Origin of the sequence: Streptomyces sp. NPDC001922 (assembly GCF_042891165.1) — a bacterium.
GTDB lineage: Bacteria > Actinomycetota > Actinomycetes > Streptomycetales > Streptomycetaceae > Streptomyces.
The window spans coordinates 1-18,939 of the sequence record NZ_JBIASV010000001.1 but is presented as its reverse complement, the minus strand read 5'-3'; the positions used below and the strand labels follow the sequence as shown (position 1 = coordinate 18,939).

Here is an 18,939-nt window from a genome sequence, read left to right as displayed (position 1 = left end):
TCCTGTCCACCTGCTTCCGCCCGGAGCCCCCGGGGAGCGAGCCCCCGGGGAGGGGTCCGGGCGTTTTCGCGCGGCTCGGGCTCTCAAGGCCCAGAGGGCCCCGTGGGCCCCGCAGGAACCGGACGGGAGGCGTCAGGCCTCGACGGCCAGCCGGGTGCGCAGCAGCCCGGCCAGCGCCTCCGCGAACTCCACCGGGTCGATCGGGTGGGTCACCGCGGCCTCCGCCCGGCTCCAGGTGGCCAGCCAGGCGTCCTGCGGGCGGCCGATGAGCAGCAGCACCGGCGGGCAGCGGAAGATCTCGTCCTTGATCTGCCGGCAGACGCCCATGCCGCCGGCGGGCGCCGATTCGCCGTCGAGCACACAGACGTCGATCCGGCCCTCCTCCAGGGCGCTGAGGACGGCCGGGAGGGTCGCGCACTCGATGAACTCCACCGGCGGCAGCCCGGCGGCGGGGCGTTTGCCGGTCGCCATCCGGACCTGAAGACGCGTGTCGGCGTTGTCGCTGTAGACCAGCACCGTGGCGGTCGGCTGCATCGTTCCTCCATGCTTGTCGTCAGCGCAGTCCCCGGTCGGGCGACTGTCGCGGATGCTACTCCGCGACCGGCCCGCCGGAGGAGGGTTCGTACGCATCCGGGAGCGGGTGTACGGCCCATCAGGACTGGTCCCGGCGGCACCGGGCGCGGTGCGCGGAACCCGCGCTTCCCACCTTCGAGCTACCACCCCCATGGGCCGTACGAGCAGGGCACACGTGCCGGACACACCGAACGGCACCCCCGGGGGTGAGGGCGGGATAAGCGACCGACATAATGTCGGTCGTGGCGACAGCAACGACAGTAGAAACCGGGCACGCGCACCCGTCGGTCAATCGGCCGAACCTCACCAGCGTCGGAACCATCATCTGGTTGAGTTCCGAGCTGATGTTCTTCGCGGCCCTCTTCGCGATGTACTTCACCCTGCGATCGGTGACCGGGGCCGAGCACTGGAAGGAAATGGCGTCCGCGCTGAACTTCCCGTTCTCCGCGACGAACACCACGATCCTGGTGCTCTCCTCTCTCACGTGCCAGCTCGGCGTCTTCGCCGCCGAGCGCGGCGACGTGAAGAAGCTGCGGGCCTGGTTCGTGGTCACGTTCGTGATGGGCGCGATCTTCATCGGCGGCCAGGTCTTCGAGTACACCGACCTGGTCAAGGAGGAGGGCCTCTCGCTCAGCTCCGACCCCTACGGTTCGGCGTTCTATCTCACCACCGGCTTCCACGGCCTGCACGTGACGGGTGGTCTGATCGCCTTCCTCCTGGTTCTGGGCAGGACGTACGCCGCCAAGAGGTTCACCCACGAACAGGCCACGGCGGCCATCGTCGTGTCCTACTACTGGCACTTCGTCGATGTCGTCTGGATCGGCCTCTTCGCCACGATCTACATGATCAAGTAACGGGGGCCCGTACCGGACCCGCGCTCCACACAGCCATAAGCATCGACGCAGAAGATCCTGACACCGGGGTAATCCGTGAAAAAGCTCTCCGCACGACGGCGCCATCCGCTGGCGGCGCTCGTCGTCCTACTCTTCGCGCTGGCGGTCACCGGGGGGCTGTACGCCGCGTTCGCGCCCGCGGACAAGGCACAGGCCGATGACACCGCGCAGTCCCTCGCCATCGAGGAGGGCAAGAAGCTCTATTCCGTCGGCTGCGCCAGCTGCCACGGCACCGGCGGTCAGGGAACCCCGGACGGCCCGAGCCTCGTCGGCGTCGGTTCCGCCGCCGTGGACTTCCAGGTCGGCACCGGCCGTATGCCGGCCCAGCAGCCCGGCGCCCAGGTGCCGAAGAAGCCCGAGGTCTACACGCAGGCCGAGATCGACCAGCTCTCCGCGTACGTCTCCTCGCTCGGCGCCGGCCCGGTCACGCCGACCAAGGAGCAGTACGACCCGCAGGGCGCGGACATCGCGGAGGGCGGAGAACTCTTCCGCACCAACTGCGCGCAGTGCCACAACTTCGCCGGCAAGGGCGGCGCCCTCACCGGCGGCAAGTACGCGCCCGAGCTGGACGACGTCCAGCCCAAGCACATCTACGAGGCCATGCTGACCGGCCCGCAGCAGATGCCGTCCTTCCCGGACACCGTTCTCGGTGAGAAGGAGAAGAAGGACGTCATCGCCTACCTGCACACGGTCAACAGCAAGGACTCCGCCTCCCCCGGCGGCTTCGAGCTGGGTGGACTCGGCCCGGTCAGTGAGGGCCTCTTCGGCTGGATCTTCGGCATGGGCGTGATGATCGTCGCCGCCATCTGGGTCGCCGCGCGCACCGCAAAGGCCAAGAAGTCATGAGTCAGAGTGGATCCAACAAAGACGTGTCCGAAGAACACCTGCCGAGTGAGCAGGCAACGGCCGAATCCGGTGCGGTAGCCGTCGCGGACAACCCGTTCGCCGACCCGGGCCTGCCGCCTCACCAGCACCGCATCCAGGACATCGACGAGCGGGCCGCCAAGCGCTCCGAGCGCACCGTCGCCCTCCTCTTCATGCTGTCCATGGTGGCCACCATCGGCTTCATCGCCGCCTACGTGGCCGTGCCGATCGAGAAGATCGTCTACATCTTCCCGATCGGGAACATGAGCGCCCTGAACTTCTCCCTGGGTCTCACCCTCGGTGTGGCGCTCTTCTGCATCGGCGCGGGCGCGGTCCACTGGGCCCGCACCCTGATGTCGGATGTGGAGAGCATCCAGGAGCGGCACCCGATCGCGGCCGAGCCCGAGGTCAAGGCCAAGGTCATGGCCGACTGGCAGACGAGCGCCGAGGAGTCCGGCTTCGGCCGCCGCAAGCTCATCCGCAACACCATGTTCGGCGCGCTCGCCATGGTGCCGCTCTCCGGTGTGGTGCTGCTCCGCGACCTGGGCCCGCTGCCCGAGACCAAGCTCCGGCACACCCTGTGGGCCAAGGGCAAGCTCCTGGTGAACGTCAACACCAACGAGCCGCTCCGCCCGGAGGACGTGGTCGTCGGTTCGCTCACCTTCGCCCAGCCCGAGGGGCTGGAGGAGGAGGACCACGACTTCCAGGACCAGATCGCCAAGGCGGCCCTGATGATCGTCCGGCTCCAGCCGGAGAACATCAAGGACAAGCGTGAGCTGGACTGGTCCCACGAGGGCATCGTCGCGTACTCGAAGATCTGCACCCACGTCGGTTGCCCGATCAGCCTGTACGAGCAGCAGACGCACCACGTGCTCTGCCCGTGCCACCAGTCGACGTTCGACCTCTCCGACGGTGGCCGAGTGATCTTCGGCCCGGCAGGTCACGCCCTCCCGCAGCTGCGGATCGGTGTGAACAAGGACGGTTACCTCGAGGCCCTCGGCGACTTCGCGGAGCCGGTCGGCCCGAGCTTCTGGGAGCGCGGATGAGTAACGACAAGCGCCAGGCGCCGCGCGGTGAGCGGCTCGCCGACTGGGCGGACGGCCGGCTGGGCATCTACAGCCTGGCCAAGGCCAACATGCGCAAGATCTTCCCGGACCACTGGTCCTTCATGCTGGGTGAGGTCGCGCTCTACAGCTTCATCATCATCATCCTCACGGGTGTGTATCTGACGCTGTTCTTCCACCCCGCGATGAACGAGGTCGTGTACCACGGCAGCTACGTTCCGCTGCAGGGTGTGCGGATGTCCGAGGCCTACGCCTCCGCGCTGGACATCAGCTTCGACGTGCGCGGCGGTCTGCTCATCCGGCAGATCCACCACTGGGGCGCCCTGATCTTCATCGCGGCGATGACCGTGCACATGATGCGCGTGTTCTTCACCGGTGCGTTCCGCAAGCCGCGCGAGGTCAACTGGCTGTTCGGCTTCCTGCTGCTGGTGCTCGGCATGTTCACCGGCTTCACCGGCTACTCCCTGCCGGACGACCTGCTCTCCGGTACCGGTGTCCGGTTCATGGAGGGCGCGATCCTGTCGATGCCGATCGTCGGCACCTACATCTCGTTCTTCCTCTTCGGTGGCGAGTTCCCCGGCATGGACTTCGTGCCGCGGTTCTTCTCAATCCACGTCCTGCTGCTGCCGGGCATCATGCTCGGCCTGCTGGTGGCGCACCTGATCCTGGTCGTCTACCACAAGCACACGCAGTACCCGGGCGCCGGCAAGACCGAGAAGAACGTCGTGGGCATGCCGCTCATGCCGGTCTACGCGGCCAAGGCGGGAGGCTTCTTCTTCCTGGTCTTCGGTCTCATCGCGGCGATCGCCGGTATCGCGAGCATCAACCCGATCTGGACCATCGGCCCCTACCGCGCGGACCAGGTGTCCACCGGTGCCCAGCCCGACTGGTACATGGGCTTCGCCGAGGGTCTGATCCGTCTGATGCCGGGCTGGGAGATCAACTTCGCGGGCCACACCCTCGCCCTGGGTGTGTTCATCCCGCTGATGCTCTTCCCGCTGTTCCTGGTCGCCATCGCGGTGTGGCCGTTCCTGGAGTCCTGGGTCACCGGCGACAAGCGCGAGCACCACATCCTGGACCGCCCGCGCAACGCCCCGACGCGTACCGCCTTCGGTGCCGCCTGGCTGAGTGTCTACTTCATCCTGCTCGTCGGCGGTGGAAACGACATCTGGGCCACGCACTTCCACCTGTCGATCAACGCGATCACCTGGTTCGGCCGGATCGGCTTCTTCGTGCTGCCGGTGCTGACGTTCCTCGTGACCAAGCGGATCTGCCTGGGTCTGCAGCGGCGCGACAAGGAGAAGGTGCTGCACGGTCGCGAGACCGGCATCATCAAGCGCCTGCCGCACGGTGAGTTCATCGAGGTGCACGAGCCCCTCTCGCAGGAGCAGCTGCACTCGCTCACCCAGCACGAGCAGCACCAGCCGCTCGAGGTCGGCCCCGAGGTCGACGAGAACGGCGTGCGGCGCAAGATCAAGCGCTCCGAGAAGTGGCGGTCGAAGCTCTCCAAGGGCTTCTACGGCGAGGAGAACCAGATCTCCAAGCCCACCGTCGAGGAGTACCAGGAGATCACCAGCGGTCACGGCCACCACTGAGCCACGGCCGACCGTCGTCACACACGAGGGCCCCGTACCGACCCGCCCGGGTCGGAGCGGGGCCCTCGTGGCTGTCCGCAGTACGGGCGCCGGGTCACCGCCGTGCGCGGCGCGGATAGGCTTGCGCCAGGCCTCGGGGCCGGCAAACCCCTGTTCACCACGGATCCAGGAGCGGACCATGGACATCGTGACCTCCGTCGGAAGCGACAGTGGCGCGGCGGCCCGTACCTGGCCGGACGTCCTGAGCTCACTGCTGGCCGGCCGGGACCTCGACGCCGACGACACCGCCTGGGCCATGGACCGCATCATGCGGGGCGAGGCGACGGACGCCCAGATCGCGGGCTTCGTGGTCGCCCTGCGGGCCAAGGGGGAGACCGTCGCCGAGGTCTCCGGCCTGGTGCGCACCATGTACGAGCACGCCAACCTCATCGAGGTGCCGGGGCCCAGCGTCGACATCGTGGGCACCGGCGGCGACCGTTCCAAGACGGTGAACATCTCCACCATGTCGGCCGTCGTCGTCGCCGGCACGGGCGCCAAGGTCGTCAAGCACGGCAACCGCGCCTCCTCCTCGGCGAGCGGCGCCTCGGACGTGCTGGAGAAGCTCGGCGTCAATCTGGACCTCTCGCCGCGGCGGGTCGTCGAGGTCGCCGAAGAGGCCGGCATCACCTTCTGCTTCGCCGTCAAGTTCCACCCCGCGCTGCGCCATGTCGCACCGGCCCGGCGGGAACTGGGCATCCCCACCACGTTCAACATCCTCGGGCCGCTGACCAACCCCGCCCGGGTGCGGGCCCAGGCCACCGGCGTGGCCGACGCCCGGATGGCGCCGATCGTGGCCGGGGTGCTGGCCGAGCGCGGTACCTCCGCCCTGGTCTTCCGCGGTGACGACGGGCTGGACGAGCTCACCACCACCGCCACCTCGCGGGTCTGGGTGGTCCGCGACGGCTCGGTGCGGGAGGAGGCCTTCGACCCGCGCGACGTCGGCATCCCGATCGTCCCGGTGGACGCCCTGCGCGGCGCCGACGCCTCGTACAACGCCGATGTGGCCCGCCGTCTGCTGGCCGGCGAGGAGGGCCCGGTGCGGGACGCGGTGCTGCTCAACTCCGCCGCGGCCCTGGTCGCCCTGCGGCCCACCGACGCCCCGCTGGCCGAGCAGATCGCGGCGGGCATCGAGAAGGCCGCGGAGTCGGTCGACACGGGCGCGGCGCGGCGGACGCTGGAGCGCTGGGTCGGCGCCAGCAACGGGTAGCCGTCCGCCGCCGGTTCGCCGGTGGTGAGGCAGGGGGTCCGGGCTCGTTCCGGGCCCCCTGCGGGTTTCTCGGGGGCGTGGGGCCGGGGCCGCTGGGGGAGGGCGCCGCTGTGCGGAGTGCCGTTGCCGGGGTGCTGCTGCCCGCGGGGTACCGCTGCCGGTGGGCGGGGGCGGCTTTGGCGCGGCGCGCCGTCCCACCGGGCCGGGATGCCGTCCCGCCATGCGGACACGGTGGTGCCCACGGGTGATCACCTGCCATACTCGCTCCAGGTCACGAGTGACAGCGACACAGGCCCCGGCCCGCTGTCCGGCAACCCTCCGTCCGTGGCGGGGTGCCCCGGGTGATGACCAGGCCGCAGTCAGCAAGGTCTGCGGCAAGCGCGGACCCCTCGCGATCCAGGGGTCCTGGTTGTCGAGGGAGATCCCGCGTGAGCAAGCGAATGCGCTAGGGCCGAAGGCCCCGTTTCCATCACCCTCCGTGCGGTGCCGTCCGGGTCCGCATGCCGAGGCTTTTCCGCACCCCGTTCCCTGTCCGGGCCGGGTGCGTCGACGCAGCCATTCCGCCGTTCCCACCGGGAGACTCCGCCATGTCCGTGCGCCCTGCCGCCGCCACGACCGCCACCGCCACGACCGCCGACCTCCGCGCCACCGGCCTGCACGCCGACTCCCCGTGCGCCGGGGCGAGTTCGGCCGACGACACGGTCTCCCCCGAGGCCGCCTGTGCCACCGGCCCGCTGCCCGTCCTCGGCCGGGACGTCCTCGTGCCGCTGGTCACCGGGGGCGAGGTCGAGTACGCGGCGCTCGACTACGGGGCCAGCGCTCCCGCCCTCCAGCGGGTCTGGGACGACGTCGCCGCCTACGCGCCCTACTACGGCAGCGTGCACCGCGGCGCCGGCTACCTCTCGCAGCTGTCCACCGACCTCTTCGAGAACAGCCGCGCCACGGTCGCCGGCTTCCTCGGCTGCCGCGAGGACGACCAGGTCGTCTTCACCCGGTCCACCACCGACTCGCTCAACCTGCTCGCCGCCGCCCTGCCGCGGAACACCCGGGTGTTCGTGTTCGAGACCGAGCACCACGCCTCGCTGCTGCCCTGGCAGCAGCGCGAGGGCATCACCGTCACCTGCCTCGACGCGCCCCGGACCCCGGCCCAGGCCGTCGGGACCCTGGAGCGGGCGCTCGCCGACCGGGAGCCCTACGGTCCGGCGCTGGTGTGCGTGACCGGTGCGTCCAACGTCACCGGTGAGCTCTGGCCGGTGCGCGAACTGGCGGCGGCGGCCCATGCGCACGGCGCGCGGATCGTCCTGGACGCCGCGCAGCTCGCCCCGCACCACCCCGTGGACATCGATGCGCTGGACGTCGACTGGGTCGCCTTCTCCGGGCACAAGCTCTACGCGCCGTTCGGCTCCGGTGTGCTCGCCGGCCGTGCCGACTGGCTGCGCTCCGCCGAGCCCTACCTCGCGGGCGGCGGCGCGAGCCGTACGGTCTCCCGGCGCGCCGACGGCGGCGTGGACGTGGAGTGGCACACCACCGCGGCCCGGCACGAGGCCGGTTCGCCGAACGTCATCGGCGTCCACGCCATCGCCTCCGCCTGCAAGGCGCTGTCCGAGGCGGGCTTCGGCACCCTCGTCGAGCGGGAGCAGCGGCTCGTCGCCCGTCTCCGCGCGGGGCTGGCGGAGGTCCCCCAGGTGAAGGTGCTGTCGCTGTTCGGCGACGACGCTCCCCGGGTCGGCGTGCTCTCCTTCGTGGTGGAGGGCTGGAACAGCTCGCACTTCGCGGCCGCCCTCTCCGCCGAGTACGGCATCGGGGTACGCGACGGCCTCTTCTGCGCCCACCCCCTGGTCCGGACCCTGCTCGGCGGCGCGGCCGACGAACCGGGCGAGTGCGGGGCGCCGGACGCGGCACCGGGGGAGCGGTCCCTCAACGCCATCCGCGTCAGCTTCGGCGCCGGCACTCCCGACGAGCACATCGACCGCTTCGTCCGCGCGGTGAAGGAGCTGGTCCACGACGGTGCGCGGTGGAGCTACCGCACGGAGGACGGCCGCTGCGTCCCGGACCGGAACGCCGGGGCGGCCTGACACCGGAGCGGCCTGACAGCGGAGCGGCCTGACACCGGGGGTGCCCTGCCCGGACCGCACCGGGTGACCCGTACCGGACCGCGGACGGGCCCGTCGCTCACCGGAGCGGCGGGCCCGTCCGCGTACGCCGGGACATGGGGGTGCGGCCGGAGCTACGCGTCGAGCCCGATCGCGAAGGCGGCTTCCAGGTCGTGCTGGGAGTACGTACGGAAGGCGACGTGCGTGTCGGTCCCGGCCACCCCGGGGATCTTGCTGATCCGGCCCGGGATCACATCCGCCAAGTCGTCGTGGCGCGCCACCCGGACCATGGCCACCAGGTCGTAGGTACCGGTGACCGAATAGACCTCGCTGACCCCCTCCAGAGCGGCGATGGACTCGGCGATCTCGGGGATCCGGTCCACGCTGGTCTTGATGAGCACGATCGCGGTGATCACGGCTGGCTGTCTCCCTCGGTCGCCCTGAATGCGCTGCTCACTCTAGCCCTCCCGTCACCCACCACCACCCTCAAAGGAAGACGCCCCCGACCCCTCCCGTCACCCACCACCACCCTCAAAGGAAGACGCCCCCGACCTCTCCCGTCACCCACCACCCTCAAAGGAAGACGCCCCCGACCCCCCCCGGCTTCCCGTGCCGGGTCCCGTCAGGCATCGCCGAAGTCGTCGTCCCGCACTGTCCCGACGCCGACCCGCGCTACCCCTCCTGTCCCGCGCCGCCCTCCACGGCTGGGGCTCCCCCCTCCACCACGGGTGCTCTCCCTTCCACGGCCGACGTTCCCCCCTCCGTCGACGGCGCCTCCTGCCACGGCCGGCTGCGCCGGTAGCGGGCCCACGCGTAGAGGAAGCCGAGGCAGAAGCCGATCAGGTGGGCCAGGTACGCCACTCCGGGCTGGTCCGAGTCGGCCTTCCCGGCGGCCAGCCACTGGAGCACGAACCAGAAGACCAGCACCATCCAGGCGGGGAAGCGCAGCGGCAGGAAGAAGAGGAACGGGAAGAGGCTCGTGACGCGGGCGCCGGGGAACAGATAGAGAAAGGCTCCCAGGACCCCGGAGATCGCCCCGGAGGCCCCGACCAGGGTCTGGGAGGAGTCGGCGTGGACGGCCGCGTAGCCGGCCAGCGCCAGGCAGCCGACGGCGAGGTAGAAGAGGGCGTAGGGCGCCCGGCCCATCCGCTCCTCGGCCATCCCGCCGAAGACGAAGAGAAAGAGCATGTTGCCCAGCAGGTGCAGCCAGTTGCCGTGCACGAAGAGGGCGGTCAGCGGGGTGAGGAGCGCTCGCGGTTCCCCGCTGAGCAGCTCGCTCGGAATGACCCCCCAGTGCTCGAAGTGGGCGACCTGTGCCGCCAGCGCGTCCGCCTCGGAGCCGTGCGCGGGCGTGAGCCCGGAGGCGGGTCCGAGGGCGAAGATCAGGCAGCACGACCCGATGAGCGCATACGTGACCAGGGGCCCGTTGCGGGCCGCCCGCAGGGCCCCCGCTGCCGCCTGCTTCACCGAGTGCGCCGTGGGGATCATGCACAGAGCATGGCCTAACCGGATCAACCTGCACAGAGTGCCTCGCCGGGCCCGCGCTGCGCGCCCGGCCCCGGCGCCGGTGGCCCCCCAGGCCGTAGGGTTACGGCAAGCACCCGCGCGGTTCGACGGCGCACCGCGGAGGGCAAGCGCAGACGATGAAGACGAGGACGACACGATGGGCGTTCCCCAGCCGACGGCCGAGACCCGCTGGCGCTGCACCCTGTGCGGCAACCTGACCCGTTTCGACGTGACCCGCTCGACCCGCGCCGTCGAGTACATCCATCTCGACCTGGCCGGAGAGCCGAGCGTCGAGGAGCGCGACGTGCTCAGTGAGAGCATCGAGTCGGTGCGGTGCCGTTGGTGCAACGCGGTGGACCAGATCGAGCTGGTGGACCGCCCCGGCGCGAACGCCTGAGAACGGAGCGGTGACAGGTGGTGGAGCGGAGCGACGGTACCGGTGAGGCCCCTGAGGCCGCCGGTCCCGCTGAGGTGCTCGACCGCCCGCTGCCCGAGGGTGTGCGGCGCAAGGTCGTCACCATCGCCGCGGACGCCTTCGGCGGCCTCACGATGGCCGAACTCCCGCCGCAGCTGAGGCAGTACGCCCGATTCACCCCGACCCGCCGGGCCAAGTTCGCGGGCAACGCCATGGCCGCGGCGCTGGAGAGCCACCCGCTCTTCCGGCAGCGCATCGGGGAGAAGTTCCGCGAGGCGCAGCCGGAGCTGGCCGAGGCGCTGGAGTCCGGCGCGCCGCCCGCCGCGGCGGACCCGCTGGACGTGGCGGCGGCGGCGTACGTGCTGCGCCCGGCGGGCTGGGTCAAGCTGGTCGCCGCGGCGAGCGAGGAGGCGCAGCGCGCCCGGGCCGAGCGGGCCGACGAGGACGCCGCCCGCGAGCTGGAGCGGCTGCGGGCCGAGCTGGCGGACGCCCGGAGCGCGGCCCGTGCCGACGCGGACCGGATGCGGGCGGAGCTGGACGCGGCCCGCAAGGAGGCCGACGCCCTCCAGCGCAAGCTGCGCAGCGCCGTGAGCGATGTCCGGCGTGGCGAGGCGGCGGCGCGCAAGGCCGCGGCCGAGGTGGAGGACGTGCGGTCCGCCGCCGCCGCGGACAAGGCCGCCGCGGACGGTGAGGCGCGGCGGCTCAAGGCGCGGCTCGCCGAGACGGAGGGCGCGCTCGAGGCGAGCCGCCGGGCCGTGCGCGAGGGCCGCAGCGTCGAGGACATGCGGCTGCGGCTGCTGCTGGACACGGTGCTGGACGCCGCCCAGGGGCTGCGGCGCGAACTGGCGCTGCCGCCCGCGTCGGTGCACCCCGCCGACACCGTGGAGGCGGTGGAGCCGGGGCGGATGACACCGAAGGACGTGGCGACCCGGGCGCTGTCGGAGACCGACCCGGCGCTGCTCGACCAGTTGCTCGCCCTGCCCCAGGCCCATCTGGTCGTCGACGGCTACAACGTCACCAAGACCGGCTATCCCACGATGCCGCTGGAGAAGCAGCGGCTGCGGCTGCTGGGCGGGCTGGCGGTGCTGGCGGCGCAGACCGGCGCCGAGATGACCTGTGTCTTCGACGGGGCGGAGCTGGCCGCGCCGGTGCTGCTCGCGCCACCGCGCGGTGTGCGGGTGCTGTTCAGCAAACCGGGGCAGACCGCCGACGAGTTGATCCGGCAGCTGGTGCGCGCCGAGCCGCCCGGCCGCCCGGTCGTCGTGGTCTCCACCGACCGCGAGGTCGCCGACGGCGTGGCGCGGGCCGGCGCCCGTCCGGTTGCGTCCGCACTGCTGCTGAAGCGGCTTTCGCGCACCTGAGCAACGTCTGGGCCTTGTGCCCGAATTGACGGAACGTAGCGTCAGTCGCCCACTACTGGCTGTATGACGTTTGTAAAGAATGCGCGGCACAACCGAGTTTTTTCTCATCAGGATTTGAACCGATCACAAGAAGGTCACTAAGGTCGAGCCTCGAACCTTCGCGCGGTTGATCATCCATCCGGGATGTCAGCGGAGGAACCGCCGAGTCCGTGGCGCTCTGCAGGCTTCAGGGGGAGGCCGGGGCATCCGGAGCCGGGGTCCGATGACCCCCCACTCGCACCCGGTAGGCGGCTGGAGGAAGAAGGAGCTCGCCCCCGTGGCGTCCCACCGTCGACCCAAGCAGCCGAGCCGCACCCGCGTGACCGTGCTCACCGCAACCGCCGCAGCCGCCGTCGCCCTCACGTCCCAGGCCGCGCACGCCGACCCGAAGCCGACCAAAAAAGAGGTCAAGGCCAAGGTCGACAAGCTCTACGAAGAGGCCGAGGTCGCGACCGAGAAGTTCAACGGCGCGAAGGAGAAGCAGGAGAAGCTCGAGCAGCAGGTCGGTGACCTCCAGGACAAGGTGGCCCGCGGCCAGGAGGAGCTGAACGAGCTCCGCAACGGCCTGGGTTCGATGGCCACCGCCCAGTACCGCTCCGGCGGCATCGACCCGTCCGTGCAGCTGATGCTCTCCTCCGACCCGGACAGCTACCTCGACCGGGCCTCCACGCTCGACCAGTTGAGCGGCAAGCAGGCCGATGAGCTCCGGAAGATCGCCGACAAGCAGCGCGCGCTCAAGCAGCAGCGCGAGGAGGCGTCCGACAAGCTCGAGGAGCTGGCGGACACCCGCAAGGCGCTCGGCGGCAAGAAGAAGGAGATCCAGGGCAAGCTCTCCGAGGCCCAGTCCCTGCTCAACAACCTGACGGCCAAGGAGAAGGCGGCCATGGCCGCCGCCGACGCCCGCGCCAGCCGCGCCAGCAGCAGCCGGGCGGACCTCGGCAACGACGTCCCGGAGTCGCAGCGCGCCGCCGCCGCCCTCAACGCCGCCAAGACCAAGATCGGTTCGCCGTACGTCTGGGGCGCCACCGGCCCGAGCTCGTTCGACTGCTCCGGCCTCACCTCGTGGGCGTACTCGCAGGCCGGGGTCTCCCTGCCGCGCATGTCCCAGGACCAGATGAACGCCGGTACCCGCATCGGTCAGGCCGACCTCAAGCCGGGCGACCTGGTCATCTTCTACGGCGACGCGCACCACGTCGGGCTCTACGCGGGCAACGGCCAGGTGCTGCACGCGCCGAAGCCGGGCGCCAACGTGCGCTTCGAGGCCATCGGCAACATGCCGTTCAACACGGGCGTCCGCATCTGACGCTCCGGACGCGCCCGCCCATCCGGGCGAATTGCGCAACGTGCTGTGGCTCCACGCCCCGCCGGTGACCTGCGTCTCCGGCGGGGTGTCGCGCTGTGTGCCCGGCAACGGTCTTTGGACGCTCCGGGGTTGCGCGGCTACTGTCTGCGAGCGCAGTTCCCGGACCGACGCTCCGCCCGACCGGGCGGCAGGGGCTGCACACCGTGGAAGGGAGTGCGGCGTCCTGTGGCATCCCATCGACGTCCCTCGCCGTCGGGCCTCGGCAGGACGACCCGGGTCTCGGTGCTGTCCGCCGCCGCGGCGGGCGCGGCGGCAGCCCTGACGGCCGCGCCGGCCGGAGCCGACCCGCACGACGGCCCCTCCGGTGTGCGGGCCAGGGTGGACCGGCTGTACGAGCAGGCCGAGCGGGCCACCGAGCAGTACAACGCGGCGACCGAACGCCGCGAGCGGCTGCGCACCCGCGCCGAACGGATCCAGGAGTCGGTCGCCCGGGGGCAGCAGCAGGTCAACCGGATGCGGGACGGCCTCGCCGGGCTCGCCGGAGCCCAGTACCGGGCGGGCGGCATCGACCCGGCGCTCGCGCTGCTGCTCTCCGCGGACCCGGAGACCTATCTCGAGAAGGCGTCCACCCTCGACCGGATCGGCAGCCGCCAGGCCGGCCGGCTGCGCGCGCTGCAGGAGGCCCAGCGGTCGCTGCGGCAGCAGCGCGCCGAAGCCGCCACGCGGATCGCCGAGTTGGAGCGCAGCCGTGCCGATGTCGCCCGGCACAAGAAGTCCGTCGAACGCCGCCTCGCCGTCGCCCGCCGGCTGCTGAACTCCCTCCCCGCCGAGGAACGCGAGGCGTTCGCCCGGTCCTCCCGGGACGGCCACCGCGCCGCCGGAGCCGAGGTCTTCGACGCGCTCACCGGCCCGGCGGCACCCGCGTCCTCCCGCGCCGCGGCCGCCGTCGCCGCCGCCCGCGCCGCCGTCGGCCGCCCCTACGTCTGGGGCATGGCGGGTCCCAGCGGCTTCGACTGCTCGGGGCTGACCCAGTGGTCGTACCGCCAGGCGGGCGTGGCGATCCCCCGCACCTCCCAGGCACAGCGGCACGCCGGACGGCAGGTGCCGCTCTCCCAGGCCCGCCCCGGGGACCTCGTCACCTACCGCTCCGACGCCAGCCACGTCGGGATGTACATGGGCAACGGGCAGGTCGTGCACGCCCCGTACCCCGGCGCGCGGGTGCGGTACGACCCGGTCGGCATGATCCCGGGCGCCACGGTCACCCGCGTCTGAGCGGTCCCCGCTCCGGTGCCGTGCCGTCCCGGCCCTCGGCGCACGTACGATCGACGGCGTGGCGCGAGCGGGGACCGGGACGAGAGGCGCGGCAGCGCTCGGTACGGTGCTGCTGCTCGTCCTGCTCGCCGCCCTGACCGGCTGTGGCGGGCCGCCCGCCGACCGCGGCGGCACGGAACGGGCCGTCCAGCGGATGCTCGACCGCCGCGCCGCGGCCCTGCTGGACCGGGACGCCGACGCCTTCCTCTCCACCGCCGACCCCCGCGCCACCGGTTACCGCGCCGGGCAGCGCCGTCTCTTCCGCAACCTCGCCGAGGTGCCGCTGCGCAGCTGGCAGTACCGGCTGGTCCGCACCGGCGGATTCGAGCCCGCCCGGGGCGACGGCCGCCGGGTCGCCGCCGAGGTCCGGCTCCGCTACCGCCTCGACGGGTTCGACACCGCCCCGGTCACCGCGGTGCAGCGGCTCACCGTCAGCGAGCGGGACGGCCGGTCGTACGTCGCGGCCGAGGAGCCGCGGACCGCCGACGGCCGGCGTTCCACCCGCAACCTGTGGGACCAGGGCCGGGTCGACGCGGTGCGCGGCCGGCACAGTCTGGTCCTCGGCGTCGGACAGGAACCGGACCGGCTGCGGGAGATCGCGCGCACCGCCGACCGGGCGGTGCCCGAGGTGAACGGCGCCTGGCCGGGCCGCTGGGCCCGGCGGGTGGTGCTGCTCGTACCGGGGTCGCTGAACGGCATGGGGGAGCTCCTGGGCGCGCCCGCCGACGGCTACCGGGGCATCGCCGCCGTGACCACCGGGGAGGCCGGGGGAGCGCCGCACGCACCGGCGGACCGGGTGATCGTCAACCCGGACGCGTACGGCGTGCTGGGCGCGTTCGGGCGGCGGGTGGTGCTCACCCATGAGACGACCCATGTGGCGACGCGCGCCGCCACCTCGTCCGCCACGCCGCTCTGGCTGTCCGAGGGCTTCGCCGACTGGGCCGGGTACCGCGGCACGGGCCGTACCCCCGAGGAGGGCGCACCCGGGCTCGCCCGCGCGGTGCGGGCCGGTGAGGCGCCCCGGAGCCTGCCCTCGGACGAGGACTTCCGGTTCGGCGGCGACCCGGACCGCCTCGGCCGGGCGTACGAGAGCGGCTGGCTGGCCTGCCGCATGATCGCCGAACGGTGGGGCGCGGACCGGCTCGCCCGCTTCTACCGGGCGGTCGGTGCCCACGAGGGGCGCACGGGCGCGGTGGAGGCGGCGCTGCGCGGGACGCTGCGGACGGACCCGGAGGAGTTCACCGCGCTGTGGCGCGGGTACGTCCGGGCCTGGCTGGGCTGAGCGGCCCGCGGTTGCCTCCCCGGGCCCGCCGGAGGGCGTCCCGGGGAGGCCGGTTCAGCGCTTCTCGCGCGCCGGGCGCGGCAGGCTCCGTCGGAGCTCCGCCGGCCGGCCCCGCCCGAACCCCCGTGGGAGGCCCCGTCCGAGGTCCGGTGGGAGGAAGAGGCGCGGTTCGCGGGCCGCGGCGCGCCACAGCCGGGCGCAGGCGAGCAGCGCGGCGGCCACCAGCAGACCGTTGCGGGCGGCCAGCACCGCGATGCCCAGCGGGTCACCGGCCACCACATGGGAGAACCAGAGCGGGAACTCCAGCTGGGTGGCGCCGGCCGCCAGGAGGACCAGTACGGCCGGGGCGGTCATCAGCGTGGTGTGCAGGGTCAGGCACACCGCGGCGAGTCCGACCAGCCACAGCAGATACTGCGGGCTGATCACCCGGCTGGTGGTGGTGAAGAGCAGCACGGCCGTGAACGCCGCGTCCGCGGGCAGCGCCACCGGACCGCCGTGCCCGTCGGCCCACGGACTGCACCGGTGCCCCGGCCGGCACCCGCGGGCCGCCAGGACCGCACGCCGCCGCCAGAGCAGCAGCCAGCCGGCCGCCGCCGCGGTGAGAGCGAGGGACGCACCGCTGACCAGGCCGACGTACGGGCCGAGGTACTCCACCGAGCCGTAGTTGAGCAGCACTTGGCCGTCCCAGCCGAGGTGCCGCGCGACATGGAAGACCAGCGAGCCCAGGGACTCGACCTCGGTGCCCCGGTCGCGCTGGAAGGTGAGGAAGGCGAACGCCCCCGGCACGGCCGCGGCGCAGAGCAGGGCGAGGACGGTCCCGGTGACGGCGGCCGCCGCCCACGACGCACGGGTGGCCCGGCCGCGCGCGGTACCGGCCAGGAGCAGCGCCGGCCACACCTTCAGCAGCGCACCGAGGGCCGCGAGCGCGCCGGCCGTCCGGGGATGGCGCGGTAGGGCGAGGAGCGCGGCGACGGCCACCCCGGTGACCATCACGTCGTAGCGGGCGTACGCGGTGTGGCCCAGCAGGGGCACCCCCGCCAGCCAGACCCAGGCACCGGTGAGCCGCCGCGCGGCCGGCCGGCCCGCCCGGAGCAGCAGGGCCAGCACCACCGAGTCCGCCGCGCAGGCCAGCACGAAGAAGGCGGAGGGGTAGTCCAGGAAGGGCAGCAGACCGGGGGAGAGGACGGGCAGCGCGGCGCCGGGCGGGTACTGCCAGGTCACGTCGTCCAGCGGGAAGGTGCCGGTGCGCAGGATCCGGAACCAGCCCTGATAGATCACCGCCACGTCGTTGGTGACGTCCGGGCCCGGGACGACCAGGACCTTGAAGACACAGAGCAGCAGAACCGCCCGGGTGACGGCCCACAGCGACCAGAGGGCGGCCACCGGGCGGAGGGCGCGCCGGGGGAGGAAGCGGAACGGGCGCTTGACGGGGGCCTCGGCCCGGGGCGCGGCGTCCGGGTGCTCCCTGGACGCGGGCTCCGGGGCCGCGGGGCAGCTGGGGGCCCGCGGCGCGGCGACCGGAGGCGGGGTGCCCGGCCGGTCGGCCGCTGCTCCGGCTGGGGCGGAGCGTCCGTCGGGGAGGACACCCGCGGGCCGTCGCCCGATGCCGTCGTCCGGCCCGCGCGCCGGGGCGATCCGTGCCTCCGGTGCCGGTGCCTCGTCCGTCGTCCCGCGCGGCAGGCGGTCCGTACCCTTCCGGCTGCTGCCGTCCGCCATGGTGGCCTCGTCCCGTTCTGTGGTGATCCACGGTGCTCGGTGCATCATGCCGGGCAGGGCGGTACGCGGCCACGAGGCGCGGACGGGCGTGGCGCACGCCCCGGGCACGGGTGGACGACAGCCGGACGGGGGCCTCGACGCGCGGTCGCAGCGGCTCCCCGACGGCGTCCGTCCACGGCGTCGCCCCCGGCGGTGGCCCGCACGACGTGCTCGCCGACGATCCGCACGCCCTCCTCTCCGACAGCCCGCGCGTCACGCTCCCGGGGGACCCGATACTGTCGGCAGGCGATGGACAAGACCCTGATCGTGACCAATGACTTCCCGCCCCGGCCCGGCGGCATCCAGGCCTTCCTGCACAGCATGGCGCTGCGCCTGGACCCGGCCGAGGTCGTGGTCTACGCCTCGACCTGGAAGCGCACCCGGGAGGGCATCGAGGCCACGGCCCGCTTCGACGCGGAGCAGCCCTACACCGTCGTCCGTGACCGGACGACCATGCTGCTCCCCACCCCGCGGGTGACCCGGCGCGCCGTCGGGCTGCTGCGCGAACACGGCTGCACCTCGGTGTGGTTCGGCGCGGCGGCCCCGCTGGGGCTCATGGCGCCCGCGCTGCGCCGGGCGGGCGCGCGCCGGCTGGTCGCGACGACGCACGGGCACGAGGCCGGCTGGGCCCAGCTGCCCGCCGCACGGCAACTGCTGCGGCGGATCGGCGAGGGCACCGACACCCTCACCTACCTCGGCGAGTACACCCGGTCCCGGATCGCCTCCGCCCTGACGCCGCAGGCCGCGGACCGGATGGTGCAACTTCCCCCGGGCGTCGACGAGAAGACGTTCCACCCGGGGTCCGGCGGGGACGAGATCCGGGCCCGCCTCGGGCTCTCGGACCGCCCGGTCGTGGTCTGTGTCTCCCGCCTCGTGCCGCGCAAGGGCCAGGACACCCTGATCCGGGCGATGCCCCGGATCCTGGCCGCGGTCCCGGACGCCGTGCTGCTGATCGTCGGCGGCGGACCGTACCGGGGCGACCTGGAGAAGCTCGCCGCCGAGACCGGGGTGGCCGGCTCGGTCCGCTTCACCGGGGCAGTGCCCTGGGAGGAACTGCCCGCGCACTACGGGGCCGGTGACGTCTTCGCGATGCCCTGCCGCACCCGTCGCGGCGGCCTGGACGTCGAAGGGCTCGGCATCGTCTACCTGGAGGCCTCCGCCACCGGGCTGCCGGTGGTGGCCGGCGACTCCGGCGGCGCCCCGGACGCGGTCCTCGACGGCGAGACGGGCTGGGTGGTCCCCGGCGGCTCGGCCCCGGACGCGGCCGAGCGCATCGTCACCCTGCTGCAGGACCCCGACCTGCGGCGCCGCATGGGAGAGCGGGGCCGGGCCTGGGTCGAGGAGCGCTGGCGCTGGGACCTGCTCGCGGAACGCCTCACCGCACTGCTCTGAACCCGCCCCGGAGCCAGGCTGCCTACCCCGGTAGGCGACCCACCGCGGCAGGGGTGCCCACACAGAGCCTGCGTGCGGTCAGGGGTCGTCCCACAGGCAGCCGGGCGAACACGGCGGCGCGCTACGACGGGGGCCGGTCCGGACGCAAGGGGGTGGGGGCGCAGGGGTGGGGGGTTCCGGAAGCTTCCGTGTATTTGTGGGCCCCCAGGGCCCGTAAATATACGTTCCGGAACCCCCCCCCCCCGGG

General features: G+C 72.8%; 16 protein-coding genes and 1 riboswitch. Of the genes, 12 read left to right on the top strand and 4 right to left on the bottom strand.

Annotated elements, in window-relative coordinates:
• Window positions 1-132 precede the first annotated feature (132 nt).
• Window positions 133-534: a hypothetical protein gene (locus ACFYYR_RS00080; RefSeq protein ID WP_388844872.1), complete on the bottom strand. Its 402-nt coding sequence runs from the start codon at window positions 532-534 to the stop codon at window positions 133-135.
• Between the two features lie 272 nt (window positions 535-806).
• Between ACFYYR_RS00080 and ACFYYR_RS00075 the strand changes: the two genes are divergently transcribed.
• The 6 genes from ACFYYR_RS00075 to ACFYYR_RS00050 all read left to right on the top strand — a co-directional run bounded on the left by ACFYYR_RS00075 (window position 807) and on the right by ACFYYR_RS00050 (window position 8,310).
• On the top strand, window positions 807-1,427 hold the full coding sequence (locus tag ACFYYR_RS00075) for a heme-copper oxidase subunit III (protein ID WP_351509461.1): 621 nt from the start codon (window positions 807-809) through the stop codon (window positions 1,425-1,427).
• Between the two features lie 75 nt (window positions 1,428-1,502).
• Window positions 1,503-2,312, top strand: coding sequence for a c-type cytochrome (locus tag ACFYYR_RS00070; protein ID WP_388844868.1), 810 nt, complete (start codon window positions 1,503-1,505; stop codon window positions 2,310-2,312).
• Window positions 2,309-3,376, top strand: coding sequence for a Rieske 2Fe-2S domain-containing protein (locus ACFYYR_RS00065; RefSeq protein ID WP_388844865.1), 1,068 nt, complete (start codon window positions 2,309-2,311; stop codon window positions 3,374-3,376). Before ACFYYR_RS00070 ends, ACFYYR_RS00065 begins: the two co-directional genes overlap by 4 nt.
• A complete protein-coding gene (locus ACFYYR_RS00060; protein WP_388844862.1) occupies window positions 3,373-4,989 on the top strand; it encodes a cytochrome bc complex cytochrome b subunit in 1,617 nt (538 codons plus the stop codon). The genes ACFYYR_RS00065 and ACFYYR_RS00060 overlap by 4 nt, the downstream gene beginning before the upstream one ends.
• A gap of 178 nt (window positions 4,990-5,167) precedes the next feature.
• A complete protein-coding gene (trpD, locus tag ACFYYR_RS00055) occupies window positions 5,168-6,235 on the top strand; it encodes an anthranilate phosphoribosyltransferase (RefSeq protein ID WP_388844859.1) in 1,068 nt (355 codons plus the stop codon).
• 269 nt (window positions 6,236-6,504) lie between these two features.
• A riboswitch (SAM riboswitch) is annotated at window positions 6,505-6,622 on the top strand.
• Between the two features lie 200 nt (window positions 6,623-6,822).
• Window positions 6,823-8,310, top strand: coding sequence for an aminotransferase class V-fold PLP-dependent enzyme (locus tag ACFYYR_RS00050; protein WP_388844857.1), 1,488 nt, complete (start codon window positions 6,823-6,825; stop codon window positions 8,308-8,310).
• A gap of 152 nt (window positions 8,311-8,462) precedes the next feature.
• Here ACFYYR_RS00050 and ACFYYR_RS00045 read toward each other — a convergent pair whose 3' ends face one another.
• Together ACFYYR_RS00045 and ACFYYR_RS00040 are read right to left on the bottom strand one after the other, a co-directional pair.
• The gene (locus ACFYYR_RS00045; protein ID WP_351509473.1) at window positions 8,463-8,744 is read right to left on the bottom strand and encodes an Lrp/AsnC ligand binding domain-containing protein; all 282 of its coding nucleotides are present in this window, start codon (window positions 8,742-8,744) and stop codon (window positions 8,463-8,465) included.
• Window positions 8,745-9,000: 256 nt separating this feature from the next.
• Entirely contained in the window at window positions 9,001-9,816 is an 816-nt protein-coding gene (locus ACFYYR_RS00040; protein WP_388844853.1) for a rhomboid family intramembrane serine protease, read from the bottom strand.
• A 175-nt stretch (window positions 9,817-9,991) separates the two neighbouring features.
• On the opposite strand from ACFYYR_RS00040, the gene ACFYYR_RS00035 reads away from it, so the two are divergent.
• From ACFYYR_RS00035 to ACFYYR_RS00015, 5 genes are all read left to right on the top strand, one after another.
• Entirely contained in the window at window positions 9,992-10,231 is a 240-nt protein-coding gene (locus ACFYYR_RS00035) for a hypothetical protein (RefSeq protein ID WP_388844850.1), read from the top strand.
• 20 nt (window positions 10,232-10,251) lie between these two features.
• Complete coding sequence (locus ACFYYR_RS00030; RefSeq protein WP_388846377.1) at window positions 10,252-11,610, top strand: NYN domain-containing protein; 1,359 nt, start codon at window positions 10,252-10,254, stop codon at window positions 11,608-11,610.
• A 316-nt stretch (window positions 11,611-11,926) separates the two neighbouring features.
• Window positions 11,927-12,952 carry an NlpC/P60 family protein gene (locus tag ACFYYR_RS00025; RefSeq protein ID WP_388844847.1) on the top strand — a complete coding sequence of 342 codons (1,026 nt, stop codon included), beginning with the start codon at window positions 11,927-11,929 and terminating at the stop codon, window positions 12,950-12,952.
• A 225-nt stretch (window positions 12,953-13,177) separates the two neighbouring features.
• A complete protein-coding gene (locus ACFYYR_RS00020; RefSeq protein WP_388844844.1) occupies window positions 13,178-14,224 on the top strand; it encodes an NlpC/P60 family protein in 1,047 nt (348 codons plus the stop codon).
• 58 nt (window positions 14,225-14,282) lie between these two features.
• Window positions 14,283-15,545 (top strand): hypothetical protein, encoded by a 1,263-nt coding sequence (locus ACFYYR_RS00015; RefSeq protein WP_388844841.1) that lies wholly within the window; start codon window positions 14,283-14,285, stop codon window positions 15,543-15,545.
• A 54-nt stretch (window positions 15,546-15,599) separates the two neighbouring features.
• Here ACFYYR_RS00015 and ACFYYR_RS00010 read toward each other — a convergent pair whose 3' ends face one another.
• On the bottom strand, window positions 15,600-16,928 hold the full coding sequence (locus ACFYYR_RS00010; protein ID WP_388846375.1) for a glycosyltransferase family 87 protein: 1,329 nt from the start codon (window positions 16,926-16,928) through the stop codon (window positions 15,600-15,602).
• A 621-nt stretch (window positions 16,929-17,549) separates the two neighbouring features.
• On the opposite strand from ACFYYR_RS00010, the gene ACFYYR_RS00005 reads away from it, so the two are divergent.
• Complete coding sequence (locus tag ACFYYR_RS00005) at window positions 17,550-18,692, top strand: glycosyltransferase family 4 protein (protein WP_388844838.1); 1,143 nt, start codon at window positions 17,550-17,552, stop codon at window positions 18,690-18,692.
• Window positions 18,693-18,939 lie beyond the last annotated feature (247 nt).